This window comes from Gemmatimonadota bacterium (assembly GCA_030747075.1).
Taxonomy (GTDB): domain Bacteria; phylum ARS69; class ARS69; order ARS69; family ARS69; genus ARS69.
The window spans coordinates 1-13,179 of sequence record JASLLL010000003.1 but is presented as its reverse complement, the minus strand read 5'-3'; the positions used below and the strand labels follow the sequence as shown (position 1 = coordinate 13,179).

The following is a 13,179-nucleotide window of genomic DNA, read 5'->3' as shown; positions in this document are numbered from 1 at the left end:
GAACAGAGGACTCAAGGATTCAGACGATGAATCAGCCGCGGGAAGGGAATCGTCTCCCGCACATGGGTGATCCCGCACAGCCACGCCACCACGCGCTCGACACCCAGACCGAAGCCCGCGTGCGGAACCGTTCCATAGCGCCTGAGGTCCGTGTACCACGACAGCGTTTCCTCCGGGATCTCCTCGTGCCGCATCCGCTCCAGCAACCGGTCCAGGTCCGCTTCTCTTTCGCTGCCACCGATGATCTCCCCATACCCTTCCGGAGCCAGCATATCCACACAGAGCGCGCGATCCGGCTCTTCCGGATCCCTCGCCATGTAGAACGCCTTCACTTGCTGCGGGTAGTGCGTCACCATGACCGGCTTGTCGTACCTCTCCGCGATCCGCGTCTCGTCCGGCGCGCCGAGATCCTCACCATCGGTGACTTCCGAGCCACCTTCCCGTGCGATGGCAATGGCTTCGGCGTAACGGAGTCTCGGGAAGGGCGGCACGATCTTCTCCAGCCGTGAAAGATCCCTCCCCAGCGATTCCAGCTCGAGGCGACGGTTCTTCAGCACCGACTGGACGATATGCGAGACAAACTCCTCCGCCAGTTCCAGAAGCCCCGGGAGGGTCAGGTGCGCCACTTCCGGCTCCACCATCCAGAACTCGGTGAGATGGCGGCGCGTCTTCGATTTCTCCGCCCGGAAGGTGGGCCCATAGCAGTACACCTTGCCGAAGGCCAGAGCGGACGCCTCCGCATAGAGCTGACCGCTCTGCGAGAGGTAGGCTTCCTGCCCGAAGTAGTCGGTGGAGAAGAGCGTGGAGGTACCCTCGCACGCATTGGAAGTGAGAATGGGGCTGTCCACGCGGAGGAAGCCTCGGGTGTCGAAGAACTCCTGAAGCGAGCGAATGACTTCCGCCCGCACGCGCAGGATGGCGTGCTGGCGTGCCGATCTCAGCCAGAGATGCCGATGGTCCAGCAAGTACGCCGCCCCATGCTCCTTCGGCGTGATCGGGAAGGGCTCCGCCTCGGCCAGTACCTCTACGCCCGAAGCGTGCAGCTCCGCGCCACCGGGAGCCCGATCATCCAGCGAGACGGTCCCCGTCACCGTCACGGCCGACTCCTGCGGAAGTCCCCGAGCCCGATCGAAGAGTTCCTCGCCCACTTCCTTCTTCGCAAGGACGCACTGCACTCTTCCCGTTCCATCCCGGAGGATCAGAAACAGGATCTTCCCGCTCGATCGGACATTGTCCACCCACCCGCGCAGCGTCACGGTCTCTTCGGAGTGGTTCCGAAGGTCTTCCACATCAGTCGGTTTCATCACGCCCTCCACTTCCCGGACCACTTCTCCAGATCCTCGGGCAGCCCCATCATGATCAGAATGTCTCCCGTCTCGACTACGGTCTCCGCTGCGGGGATCTTCAGAGACTTCCCTCCACTCCGGTCCATCTTTCTCACCAGAAGCACGGAGGTCCGGGGCCGTCCGGGGAAATCCCCATCCAGCGGGCACCGGCCCACCGCCTCCTCAGGCGCGGGGATGCTCGCCAACGCGTAACCTCCCACAAGATCCGCATACCCCACCAGTCCGGGGTGATGGATCTTCCGGGCCACCCGCCGTCCCGTCAGATCCTCGGGGAACACCACCTCATGGGCTCCGACCTTGCGGAGGATCTTCCCGTGGGTCTCCGTCTTTCCACGCGCGATGATCTGCGAGCACCCGAGCTCCTTGAGAAGCTGCGTGACGAGAATGCTCGACTCGAAGTCCTCTCCGATGGCCATGACCACCGCGTCCATTTCTTCCAGACCCTGAGAGGCCAGCGCCTTGCGGTCCCTGGCATCCATCACGACGCCCACCGAAAACCTGGACTCATAGCGCGCCATCGCGGAGGGATCCCGATCGATCACGAGCACTTCTCCGCCCAGATCCATCACTTCCTGCGCCGTGGACAGGCCGAAACGCCCCAGTCCGATCACCGCCACCTTTTTCGACATGACCCCTCCTTCCGGGACTCCCCCTGCCGCGCATCCTACCGGGTGTCCACAATCCTGGCAACGCGACGCACGCGGTGGCCGGTCAAGCGCATCCCACGCAATGCCGATAACGCCGGGGAGGTGTATTGCGCCGACTCGGAGGAATGCCCGGTGTTTTCATCCCCGAATGATCGACGACTCTCTCTGGCCGCGGGCCTTGGACTGGTGGTCCTGTTCGCCACGGAGGGAATCGCGGGCGTTCCTGAGTTTCCGTGCGAACAGAGTGCGCGGGATCGCCTTCAATCCATGTCCGAGGCCGGAGCCTCGCGTGACCTTCACTGGGCTCGTGGATTCTCCACACTGGCCGATGCCACGCCCGGCGCGGCGGCCCGGGCTTCTGTTCTTCTCGCTGCGGGTCACTTCGATGCGGAGTCGCCCTCTCTTCACGCGCGGACCGCCACGGCGCTCCTTCGCAGTGGAGACGCGCGCTGGACGCAGGAAACGGCGGCGGTGTGGCGGGCCTGGTCGCACTCCTTCCCGTCCCAGCTTGCGACGGTGCAATGGGTCCTCTCGCGCGGGGCGTGCATCGGGCTGTGGGTGCTGATCGTCGCCGGGATGCTTCGGATCGCGTCCACGCTCCCCGGCCTTCATCATGCCATCCGGGAGCGCCTCGCTTTCCTCCCCCCGAGGCTGCGCTCCCCGGCGGCCTTTCTGCTGCTGCTGCTGCCCACTCTTCCCGTGGCTGCGCTGGGGGCGACGGCGGCGCTCCTCTGGACCCTTCTCATCGGAACCGTCGCCGCGTGGCCCTCGATCTCTCTCCGCGAGAGACGCGCACCCGTCGCGGCCGCACTCCTGCTCGCGCTGTCGCCGTTTGCGCTGACGCTGTGGGCCAGTTTCGTTCTGCCGGGTTCCCCCGGCTCCGCGCTGCACACGCTCTGGGAGGCCCGAACGACCGCCGGAGAGGTTTCGCCTCCCCGCCCCGCGTCCGCCCAAGCGCCGGGTGCCGAAGACGCCCTCCGGCGTGCGCTCGTCGGGATCCGTGCCGGGAACCATGGCGACGCCAGGACCGCCCTGGCCGAACTCCGCGCCGCGGTAGCACTGGAACCCACGCGCTGGGAGTATCGCAACGCGCTGGGATCCGCTCTGCTCGTCGCGGACGACCCGACTGGAGCACTGGCCCAGTACGACCGCGCCACGCTCCTCGCGCCCCGCGAACCGATACCTCACGCCAACCGCGCGCGCGCATGGAACGCACAGCTGGAATTCGCCCGGGCGGACGCCGCATTCCGCCGCGCACTCGAACGAGGGTACCGCGTACCAGAGACCGGCCTCGACGGACGAACCCATCCGGACCCGCTCCCGGGCGCGGCCACATTTTGGGAGATCCTCCTCCGTCGCGGCGCAGAGGACTTCTCGTGGGCTGCCGCTTCCCGCGCATCGCTGTCCCTCCTCGTTCCGCTTCGACCGGTCTGGTGGTGCGTCCCCCTCTTCCTCGGCGCACTCCTCGCCACGCGCTCCCGTCGTCTCCCCCGCGCCCGAGTCTGCACCGAATGTGGACGCTCCGTATGCCGAAAGTGCCACTTCCGCGAACTCCGTCGAAGCCTCTGCCCGGAGTGTTATCGCCTTCGGCATCGCGTTCGGACTCCGCTCGCCCGCGACGCCGCACTGGCGCGCCGCCGACACGCCACGCTCCGCGCCGAGCGCCGCGCCACGCTGGCACTGTCCGTCCTCATTCCCGGCGCGGGACACTGGACTCTCGGGCGATCCGCCACGGCGCTGGCACTCTTCGCCGCCTGCGCGACCGTCTCCGTCTCTACGGGCTCCTTCTCCCTGTCGGCCACCGCACTCGAGCTGGCATCACTCTCGATCGTTTCGCTCATCCTCTGCGCCCGGGCTACGCGAAGCCGGGGACGGTCTCCCCGGGGAGGGCGATGATGTCGTTCCGCGGACCGCTTCACGAGGTCGGTCTTCCCGAGGTGCTCCAGTTGATCGCCTCCCAGCACAAGACCGGCTGGCTCAAGGTGATCTCCGGCGGGAAATGCCGCTTCCTCTTCTTCCGCAAGGGGCGCATCACTTCCACCGCGAATCCCGCCGACCGCACCGACCGCTTCGCCGAATACCTCGTGCACGGGCGTCGCCTTCCGGTCTCGCTGCAAGAGCGTCTCCTCGCAGAGACCTCGCGCACCGGCCACGACACCGCGACCGTACTCTCCCGGGGCGGCTTCCTCCCCCGCGCCGACGTGCGCACGCTCTTTGAGGGAATGATCGAAGAGGATGTCTTTGAACTCATGGCGATCCAGCGCGGACAGTACGAGTTCGAGTCCGACGACTCCCCGGACTCCCCGTCCGCGCACCTTCTCGCGGTCGAGGTGGGACCGATGCTCATGGAAGCCGCGCGCAAGTCGGACGAGATCCAGGAGATGCGATCGGCCCTCGGTTCGGACCAGTCCATTCCCGTGCTGATACACGCGGAAGCGGTGGATCCACAAGATGAGGCCGCGGGCATGGTGCTTCGCCTGGTCGACGGCCGACGCAGTGTCGGTGAGCTGGTGAACGAGTGCGGCATGGACCGTCACTCCACGATGAGAATCCTCCATGCGGGAGTGCGCGAAGGAATCCTGTCGCTCTTGCCCTCCACTCCCGGATCCGCGCCGACGCCGCCCGGTTCCGGCCGCGCTTCCTCCACGGCCGCAACCCGACTCGGGCTGTCCGCCGCCTTTCTGCTCGCGGTGATCTTCACCGTTGCGCAAGCTCCGGGGCGACACGAAGACCCCGTATTGCGCGAGTACCTGACGCTTCGCGACACCATGAAGCGCGCCTCCGCTCGTCATGACCGCTTTGTCGAGAGCGGCATCCCGCCTGCCCTCCTCGCCGAGTGCGAAGCCCGTTCCATGCCTGCGGCCAGCGACTCTTCCTCCATCGTCCCCCCGCCCACCTCCGCGTCGATTCTCCCGGCGGTTCCCTCTCCCCCCGCCGGGTCTGCCGGAGTACACTGACGGCAAGCGCTCCCGGGCCGCAGAACGCCGCCCGGCACCACTTTTCCGCCAACCCGAGGTGTGGCATGTCCCGCGCAGCTGATCGGATCGCCAAATCGCGACCCTACATCTTTCAGACCATGAACGAGATGAAGGCAAAGGCCGTTGCGCGCGGAGTCGATGTCATCGATCTCGGCGTCGGAAATCCGGATCTTCGCCCGGACGACACCATCACGCGCGCCCTTCACGACGCGCTGGATGACCCCGCGCACCAGAACCACCGCTACCCGCCCTTCGATGGAATCAGCGAGTTCCGGGAAGCCATCGCCAGTTGGTACGATCGTCGATTCTCCGTCACGCTGGATCCGGACACCGAAGTTCTCCCCGTCATCGGAACCAAGGAAGGCATCGGGCACCTGTATCTGGCGCTCCTGAACCCCGGCGACACCCTCCTGGTGCCCACCCCCTGCTACCCGGCCTATCTCGGTGCTGCCGGCATTGCGCAGGCCGAAGTGCAGGAGATGCCGCTGCTGGAGGAGAACGGCTTCCTGATCGATGTGAACCGGATCCCCGATGATGTCGCCAATCGCGCGAAGATGATGCTCGTGAACTACCCGGGCAACCCCACCGGGGCGGTCTGTGATCTGGACCACTACCGCGAAATCCTGACCTTCGCGGAGAGGCACGACATCGTCATCGTGTCCGACATTGCCTACGCGGACCTCACTCTGGACGAGGACGCTCCGGCACCCAGCTTTCTGGAGATTCCTGAAGCCCGAAGCCGCACCGTGGAGTTCTACTCTTTCTCGAAGACCTTCAGTATGGCCGGATGGAGAGTCGGTTTCCTTGCCGGGAATGCGGAGATCCGAAGCCTCCTGCTGAAGGTGAAGAGCAATCTCGACTTCGGCGTCTTCATGGCCGTACAGCGGGCCGCCGCCCAGGTTCTTCTCGGCTCACGCCGCCCCATCGACGACCTGCGCGGGACCTATCGGGCACGCCGCGATCTCTTCGTGGCGGGACTGGCGGAAGCGGGCTGGGAAGTCACCGTGCCTCCTGCCACGCTCTACCTCTGGACCCGGATCCCGAGAGGATTCACCGACTCCGTGAGCTTCGTAACGAGCCTCTTTGACCAGACCGGCGTCCTCATCAGCCCCGGTGCAGGGTTCGGGGATGCCGGGGAAGGGTTCTGTCGCATCTCGCTCATTATCGACGAAGAGCGCGTGCAGGAAGCCGTCCACAGAATCCGCGAGAGCGGCATCCTGAACACCTGACGGCCACTCCACCGGGCTCGGCTGCGAACAAAAAGGCCCCGGTCCGCATGGGACCGGGGCCTCGCGTCATCTTGCCGCACAGCGGTCAGCGACGAGCGCCCACCGGGCCACGGCGTCGCGGTCCTCGCGAATCGCGCCGGGGGCCACGAGTCGACGGGACATACTCCTCGCCCGCCTCCTCCATGATCACGGCCTTCCGGGACAGCCGGACCTTGCCGGAGTCGTCGATGCCAATGACCTTGACCGTCAGCACATCGCCTTCCTTCACGATGTCCGTCACCTCATTCACACGCTCCCGATCCAGCTCGGAGATGTGAACCAGTCCATCGCGTCCCGGGAGGATTTCCACGAACGCCCCGAAAGGCTCGATGCGACGAACCTTGCCGGTGTAGGTGGCATTCAGTTCCGGGTCCGTCACGATGTCCTTCACCCGCTGGAGCGCAGCCTGTCCGGCCGCACGATCCACCGACGAGATCTTCACCGAGCCGTCATCATCGACATCGATGTTTGCGCCGGTCTCCTCGCAGATGCTGCGAATCATCTTCCCGCCGGGGCCGATGATGTCGCGGATCTTCTTCGGGTTGATCGAGAGCTGCAGGATGCGCGGGGCAAACTCACTGAGTTCCTCGCGCGGAGCCTCCAACGCTTCGGACATCTTGTCGAGAATGTGGATACGACCGTCGCGGGCCTGCATCAAGGCTTGCTCCAGCACGGAGAAAGGAATCCCCCCGAGCTTGTTGTCCATCTGGAGGGCTGTGATGCCATCCCGCGAACCCGTGACCTTGAAGTCCATGTCGCCGAGGTGGTCTTCCACCCCGAGGATGTCACTCAGCACGGCGTACCGATCTCCTTCGCCGATCAGCCCCATGGCAATCCCCGCCACCGGAGTCTTGATCGGAACGGCCGCGTCCATGAGAGCCAGCGAGCCTCCGCAGACGCTCGCCATCGAAGACGAACCGTTCGACTCCGTGACCTCCGACACCAGACGCACGGTGTAGGGGAAGATCTCATCGCTGGGAATCACCGGCTCCAGTGCCCGCTCCGCCAGCGCACCGTGGCCGACTTCCCGGCGACTGGTGCTGAACATACGGCGCACTTCTCCGACGCAGAACGGCGGGAAGTTGTAGTGGAGCATGTAGCTCTTGTAGGTGGCCCCTTCCAGCGCATCGATCTTCTGTTCGTCGGTCGTGGTTCCAAGGGTGGTCACAACCAGCGCCTGAGTCTCGCCCCGCGTAAAGAGCGCCGATCCGTGCGGACGCGGAAGCACACCCACCTCGCACGAGATCGGCCGGATGTCCTTCAGACCTCGACCGTCCGCGCGCCTCTCTTCGTCCAGAACCGCAAGACGCAGGTCCTCCTTCTCCATCGCGGAGACGACCGTGCGAATGTGCGACCCATCTTCCGGGAACTGTTCCGCAAGGGCTTCCATCACCTCTGCGCGAACGGCGGAGACGGCCTCCGAGCGCGTCTTCTTCTCCTGGTTCAGGTTGGCCTCGTGGATCTTCCCGCCCACGGCCTCGTGGACCGCGGCAGTCAGTTCCTCCGAAGGCGCCGGGGCAGTGAACTCCACCTTGTCGTGCCCCACACCGGTGGCCAGCATCTCTTCCTGAAGCCCGATGAGCTTCTGGATTTCGTCGAAGGCAAGCTGAAGAGCCTCGACCACGACGCTCTCTTCCACTTCCTGCGCGCCACCTTCCACCATGACAATGGAGTCCTTCTTCCCTGCCACGGCCAGGATGAGGTCTGCCTCTTCCCGTTGCTCAAAGGTGGGGTTGACGATGAACTCACCGTCCACGCGCCCGATTCGGACCGCCCCAAGCGGACCGTCGAACGGGATATCCGACAGGCAGAGCGCCATGGACGCCCCAGTCAGGGCAACGATGTCCGAGTCATTTTCCTGATCGGCGGAAAGGACATAGGCGATCACCTGCGTCTCCTGGCTCCAGCCCTTGCTGAAGAGGGGACGGATGGGACGATCGATCATGCGGCAGGTGAGAATCTCCTTCTCACTCGGCCGCGCCTCCCGCTTGAAGAAGCCGCCGGGGATCTTCCCGGCTGCGTAGAACTTCTCCCGGTACTCGACCGTGAGCGGAAGAAAACCCCGGCCGGGATCATCCTTGCCGGAGGCCTGGGCAGTCACAAGGACCACCGTATCGCCGTAACGAGCCATCACCGAACCGCTGGCCTGCTTGGCCACATGCCCGGTCTCAAACGAGAGCTCCGCGCTCCCGATACGCACAGACTTCGTGGTTTTCATGGAATTCCTCTCTGTCCCGCCCTGCGATTGATTGAGGGCGGACAACCTACTTTCGGAGACCCAGCTCTTTCAGAACGGCGCGATAGCGCTCGATCTTATTCGCTTTCAGGTAGTCGAGTAGGCGACGACGGCGCCCGACGAGCTTCAGGAGTCCTCTACGCGAATGGTGGTCCTTCTTGTGATTCTGGAAGTGACCGGTCAGGTAAGTGATCCGCTCTGTCAAGAGAGCGATCTGCACCTCTGGTGAGCCCGAGTCTTGCTCGTGCTTCTGGTGCTTCTGGATAACATCCGCTTTGGCATCCCTCGACAGCGTCATGGCCTGCTGGGTTCTCCCTGGGTGCCCCCCCATGGGGCTCCTCGCTTCATCTCTTTCGCTTCCTATCGACGACAGCGCGAGAATCTAGCAGAGCCCCCCCGGGGACACAAGGGGGAAATACCTGCTTTCTCGCCACCTCCAACACCTTCTTTGTGACCTCCACATCCGCCGAAATCTGCGCCGAGAGGGCCTCCGGGGAGGCGAATCTCCTCTCGTCCCGAATCCTCTCCACCAGCGCCAGTCCCGCCCAAGCCCCCGACAGGTCTCGGCTGAACCCCGGAATGTGCGCCTCTACCACCACTTCCGGCGAATCTCCGAAGGTGGGGCGCGTCCCGATGTTCACCACCGCATTCCGCGGATCCTCCCCCTTCAGCGACACGAAAGCCGCATAGACTCCGTGAAGCGGGAGGAGCTTCCTTCGATCTTTCGTATCGACATTCGCCGTGGGGAACTGGAGCTTCCGTCCCATTCCTCTGCCCCGCCCCACCGTTCCCTCCAGCGTGTAGCGGTGCCCCAGAAGTTCCGTGGCTTCCCGAACGCGCCCTTTGGTAAGGAGCGCCCGCACCCACGACGACGAAATGGAGCGGTCGCCTTCCATTGTGGCCGGAATCTCCACGACCCGGAACCCGCGCCTTTCCCCTTCCGCCCGAAGTTCCCGCGTGCCGCCGGTACGGTCCTTCCCCATTCGGAAGTCATGCCCGGCCACCAGAAGCCGAAGCTCCGCTCCAGGCGGGACCAGCCGTGCAAGAAACTCTCCCGGCGATAGCCCGGCGACAGTCGGGTCAAACGGATACACGAAGGCCGCATCGACCGCGCACTCCCCAAGGAGCGCCAGGCGTTCTTCCACCGTGGTGAGCAGCATGGGTGCCGCATCCGGGCGAAGAACCTCCAGCGGATGCGGGTCGAAGGTCACGACCATAGAAGCCGCCCGTGCCTCTCGTGCGCCATCCCGGAGCGCGGCAAGTACGGCCCGGTGCCCGCGATGCACCCCGTCGAAAACTCCCAGCGCGACCGCAAGCGGTCCGCTCCCCACCCGCTTCAGATCGTGCGAGCCGGCGATGCGAATCAACTCTTCGCCTCCCGGGGTGCCGTGTGCGTGACCGCCCCAAAGACGAAGACCACCTCCCCGCCCGCCTTGCCCACGCGACCCAGCCCGCGCGGCGAACCGTCCGCTGCCACCAGACGCACCAGTCCGGAAGGCCCCGAGGCTACGGCGAAGCCGGACCCCACACGCAAGAGGGAACCGCGCGGCATCTCCAGCTGCGGCAGATACGCGAAAGCCTCTCCGGCGGGGCGAATCCTCTGGAGGATCCTCTCCCCGGCGTCCGGGGACTTCAACACCTCGCCGGGCAGCAGGTCCGCCTCGGCGTAGCCCGCCTGGCGTGACCGACGAAGCTGCGCAAGGTGCCCCCCGCAGCCCAGCGCCTCTCCCAGGTCGTGAACCAGCGTGCGGGCATAGGTCCCCTTCGAGCAGCGCAGGCGAAAGTCGAACACCGGAGGCGCCGCCGAGAGGATCTCAAACTCCTCCACCGTGACTTCGCGCGGCTTGCGCTCCACGGTGACCCCTTTTCGCGCAAGCTCGTAGAGCTTCTTTCCATCTACTTTGACTGCCGAATACATGGGCGGGATCTGCTGGATGACCCCCACGAAGGCCGCCGCTTTCGCGCGGACTTCTTCAGCGCTGCACTCTACGACGGCCTGACTCACGAGCTGACCCGCCGCATCCTGAGTGTCCGTTACGATTCCCAGGTGCCCCCGACCGAGATACTCCTTGTGCGACTCCATGAGGAATGCGGAGACCTTCGTGGCACTCCCCACGCAAAGGAGGAGGACGCCGGTCGCGTCCGGATCCAGCGTGCCCGCATGCCCGACGCGCACACCGCCGAGAATCCCGCGCACTTTTCCCACTACATCGTGCGAGGTCCAACCCGACGGCTTGTCGAATGCCACGACTCCGTGGATGTCAGGAGTCCGCCCCGTCGAGGTGCGCCTTGATCGCCTGGAGGAGGACTTCTTTCGCCTCCTCGATCGGCCCCGGAATCCGGGCTCCTGCGGCGGCGGCGTGCCCCCCGCCTCCAAACCGGCCTGCCAGTCCATCGATCTGCACTCCTTCATTGGATCGGAAGCTCACCTTGACATCGCCCTCCACGGTCTCCCGAAGGAAAAGCCCCACGCGAACCCCGCGAATGGACCGGGCGAAGGTCGCGAATCCCTCGGAATCCTGCGTGGATGCACCCGTCTCCGCCAGCATCTTCCGCGTCACCAGAAGGACACCGACTCGCCCATCCCCGGTGACCTCCAGGCTGTCCAGCGCTTTCCCCAGCAGTCGGACCCCGGCAGCCGGCAGGCGTTCGTAGATCTGCGTGGCGATCCCCCGTGGATCCGCCCCGTGTCGCACCAGTCCCGCGGCCACCTCCAGCGCCCGGGCATCCGTGTTCGAGAAGGTGAAGCGACCGGTGTCCGTGAGGAGTCCCGTGTACAGGCAGAACGCCGCACCCGGGCTGACCGGAAGAGAGGCTGCGCTCGCCAGCTCCGCGATCAGCTGTGCGGTTGCAGCCGCCGTGGGATCTACCCAGGCCACATTACCAAACCGCGTATTGTCCGGATGGTGATCGATGTTGAGAAGCGGCACACCCTCTTCCACCGCGCTCTGGAGCGGTCCGAGGCGTTCCGGTGATGTGGAGTCCAGGACGATCACTGCATGCCCGTCCGGCATCCGCCCTGCGGGAGATTCCAGCACCTGGTCCACGCCCGGGAGAAAATCGTAGGAAGCGGGAAGCGGGCCGTGGACCAAGACCTCACACGACTTGTTCGTGGCCCGCAGAATGTTCGCCAGCCCCAACTGACTCCCCAGCGAATCCCCGTCGGGATCCCGGTGTGCCAGGATCCGGAAGCCGTCGTACTCCTGCACAAACTCCAGAACCTTACGCGTCATCCCGGTCTTCCTCTTCCGGTTCCCCGTCCCCTGGGGTCGGTCCGTCGCTGACGAGACTCTCCAGAATACCGTCCATCCGCATGCCGCGCACAATGCTGTCGTCGTAGATAAAGGTCAGTCGCGGAGTTCGGCGAATGCGTACCGTCCTCCCGAGTTCGGCCTGAATGAAACCCGCCGCTCCCCGGAGGCCCTGCATCGCCTCTTCCCGTGCCGTTTCGTCCCCCAGAATGGACACAAAGACGCGCGCCGTGTCGAACTCCGGCGAGACTTCCACTGAGAGCACAGTCACGAAACGAAGACGCGGGTCTTCCACACGAACGGAGAGAATCTGCGCGATGGTCTCACGCAGTCGACCGTCCATCTTACGAAGCGTTCGGGATCTGGATCGCATTTCTCACCACTGTCCGTATTCACCGGTGCCATGGTCCTGGCGGTCCATGCTCACCACCAGAACTCCGGGTTCGGATTCCACAAGGCGGACGATCGCGTCCAGCACGGTCGTGAGCTTTCCGCCCTCCGCTCCCACCGCCGCAACCCCCAGCTCTGCTCTCGCACGGAGGTCCTGGCTCCCCACTTCCGCAACCGCCACAGGATAACGCGCGCGAATTCGGTCACGCAGACTGCGAATCACCTTTCGCTTCGCCTTCAGGGAATCGCTCTCCGGTAGACGGAAATCGATTTGCAGACTCATGACTCTCACAGGGAACACCACCCGCGATCAAAGGCGTCGCGCAACCTTTACATCTTCGAAGACCTCCAGGATATCCCCCTCCTGAAGCCCGGGGAAACCCTCCACGCCGATGCCGCACTCAAACCCGTTCTTGACCTCGGCGACATCGTCCTTGAAGCGTCGGAGCGAAGCCACGGCCCCCTCGTGGAGAGTCTCGCCTTCCCGGATCACGAGAACGCCCGCCTTCCTGCGAACCTCTCCGGACAGCACCATAGACCCGGCAATCGCGCCCAGCTTCGGGACACGGAAGATCTGGCGGACCTCGGCACGACCGACTTGCTTGCGAACGACCTCCGGCTCCAGGAGCCCCTCCATGGCAGCGCGGACATCTTCCACTGCTTCGTAGATCACGCCGTAGGACCGGCAGTCCACGCCCTCGCGCTTGACGGCCCCGGCGGCGGTGGGATCCGGCTTCACATGGAATCCGAGGATGATGGCGTCGGAGGCCGCCGCGAGAAGAACATCCGACTCGGTGATCGCCCCGGCTCCACGGTGAATGATCTGGATGTGGACATCTTCGGTGGAGAGCTTCTCCAGCGAGTCCGCAACCGCTTCCACGGAACCGTCCACATCTCCCTTCACGATCGCGCGAAGTTCCCGGGCAGTCCCCTCTTGAATCCTCTCGAAGAGGTTCTCCAGGGTCGTGTGCGTCTGGCTGCGGCGGGCCTGCTCACGAAGAACCATCTGGCGACGACGGGCCATGTCTCTGGCCTCGCGATCCGACGGCATCACCAGGAAAGA

The 13,179-nt window shown here is 65.0% G+C and carries 13 protein-coding genes; 3 read left to right on the top strand and 10 right to left on the bottom strand.

Annotated elements, in window-relative coordinates; translation table 11 throughout:
- Positions 1-11 precede the first annotated feature (11 nt).
- A complete protein-coding gene (asnS, locus tag QF819_01420; protein MDP6801828.1) occupies positions 12-1,304 on the bottom strand; it encodes an asparagine--tRNA ligase in 1,293 nt (430 codons plus the stop codon).
- Positions 1,304-2,077 (bottom strand): TrkA family potassium uptake protein, encoded by a 774-nt coding sequence (locus QF819_01415; protein ID MDP6801827.1) that lies wholly within the window; start codon positions 2,075-2,077, stop codon positions 1,304-1,306. The genes asnS and QF819_01415 overlap by 1 nt, the downstream gene beginning before the upstream one ends.
- A gap of 48 nt (positions 2,078-2,125) precedes the next feature.
- Between QF819_01415 and QF819_01410 the strand changes: the two genes are divergently transcribed.
- The 3 genes from QF819_01410 to QF819_01400 all read left to right on the top strand — a co-directional run bounded on the left by QF819_01410 (position 2,126) and on the right by QF819_01400 (position 6,200).
- A complete protein-coding gene (locus tag QF819_01410) occupies positions 2,126-3,889 on the top strand; it encodes a hypothetical protein (GenBank protein ID MDP6801826.1) in 1,764 nt (587 codons plus the stop codon).
- Positions 3,886-4,950, top strand: coding sequence for a DUF4388 domain-containing protein (locus QF819_01405; GenBank protein MDP6801825.1), 1,065 nt, complete (start codon positions 3,886-3,888; stop codon positions 4,948-4,950). Before QF819_01410 ends, QF819_01405 begins: the two co-directional genes overlap by 4 nt.
- A 119-nt stretch (positions 4,951-5,069) precedes the next feature.
- The gene (locus tag QF819_01400; GenBank protein ID MDP6801824.1) at positions 5,070-6,200 is read left to right on the top strand and encodes an aminotransferase class I/II-fold pyridoxal phosphate-dependent enzyme; all 1,131 of its coding nucleotides are present in this window, start codon (positions 5,070-5,072) and stop codon (positions 6,198-6,200) included.
- 85 nt (positions 6,201-6,285) lie between these two features.
- Here the strand turns inward: QF819_01400 and pnp are convergent, their stop codons facing one another.
- The 8 genes from pnp to QF819_01360 form a co-directional block, all read right to left on the bottom strand.
- Complete coding sequence (pnp, locus tag QF819_01395) at positions 6,286-8,457, bottom strand: polyribonucleotide nucleotidyltransferase (protein MDP6801823.1); 2,172 nt, start codon at positions 8,455-8,457, stop codon at positions 6,286-6,288.
- Positions 8,458-8,503: 46 nt separating this feature from the next.
- Positions 8,504-8,773: a 30S ribosomal protein S15 gene (rpsO, locus tag QF819_01390; GenBank protein ID MDP6801822.1), complete on the bottom strand. Its 270-nt coding sequence runs from the start codon at positions 8,771-8,773 to the stop codon at positions 8,504-8,506.
- A 46-nt stretch (positions 8,774-8,819) separates the two neighbouring features.
- Positions 8,820-9,842, bottom strand: coding sequence for a riboflavin biosynthesis protein RibF (gene ribF, locus QF819_01385; protein ID MDP6801821.1), 1,023 nt, complete (start codon positions 9,840-9,842; stop codon positions 8,820-8,822).
- Entirely contained in the window at positions 9,839-10,723 is an 885-nt protein-coding gene (truB, locus tag QF819_01380) for a tRNA pseudouridine(55) synthase TruB (protein MDP6801820.1), read from the bottom strand. Before truB ends, ribF begins: the two co-directional genes overlap by 4 nt.
- 13 nt (positions 10,724-10,736) lie before the next feature.
- Positions 10,737-11,708 (bottom strand): bifunctional oligoribonuclease/PAP phosphatase NrnA, encoded by a 972-nt coding sequence (locus QF819_01375; GenBank protein ID MDP6801819.1) that lies wholly within the window; start codon positions 11,706-11,708, stop codon positions 10,737-10,739.
- Positions 11,698-12,099: a 30S ribosome-binding factor RbfA gene (rbfA, locus tag QF819_01370; GenBank protein MDP6801818.1), complete on the bottom strand. Its 402-nt coding sequence runs from the start codon at positions 12,097-12,099 to the stop codon at positions 11,698-11,700. Before rbfA ends, QF819_01375 begins: the two co-directional genes overlap by 11 nt.
- A gap of 3 nt (positions 12,100-12,102) precedes the next feature.
- Positions 12,103-12,399 carry a DUF503 domain-containing protein gene (locus QF819_01365; GenBank protein MDP6801817.1) on the bottom strand — a complete coding sequence of 99 codons (297 nt, stop codon included), beginning with the start codon at positions 12,397-12,399 and terminating at the stop codon, positions 12,103-12,105.
- A gap of 27 nt (positions 12,400-12,426) precedes the next feature.
- The coding region (locus QF819_01360; protein MDP6801816.1) for a translation initiation factor IF-2 at positions 12,427-13,179 on the bottom strand (753 nt) is incomplete at its 5' end.

Coding starts and splice junctions, on each gene's coding strand:
- QF819_01375 (MDP6801819.1), bottom strand. CDS start 11,708: ATGACGCGTAAGGTTCTGGAGTTTGTGCAGGAGTACGACGGCTTCCGG.
- pnp (MDP6801823.1), bottom strand. CDS start 8,457: ATGAAAACCACGAAGTCTGTGCGTATCGGGAGCGCGGAGCTCTCGTTT.
- QF819_01405 (MDP6801825.1), top strand. CDS start 3,886: ATGATGTCGTTCCGCGGACCGCTTCACGAGGTCGGTCTTCCCGAGGTG.
- asnS (MDP6801828.1), bottom strand. CDS start 1,304: ATGAAACCGACTGATGTGGAAGACCTTCGGAACCACTCCGAAGAGACC.
- rpsO (MDP6801822.1), bottom strand. CDS start 8,773: ATGACGCTGTCGAGGGATGCCAAAGCGGATGTTATCCAGAAGCACCAG.
- QF819_01365 (MDP6801817.1), bottom strand. CDS start 12,399: ATGAGTCTGCAAATCGATTTCCGTCTACCGGAGAGCGATTCCCTGAAG.
- QF819_01400 (MDP6801824.1), top strand. CDS start 5,070: ATGAACGAGATGAAGGCAAAGGCCGTTGCGCGCGGAGTCGATGTCATC.
- rbfA (MDP6801818.1), bottom strand. CDS start 12,099: ATGCGATCCAGATCCCGAACGCTTCGTAAGATGGACGGTCGACTGCGT.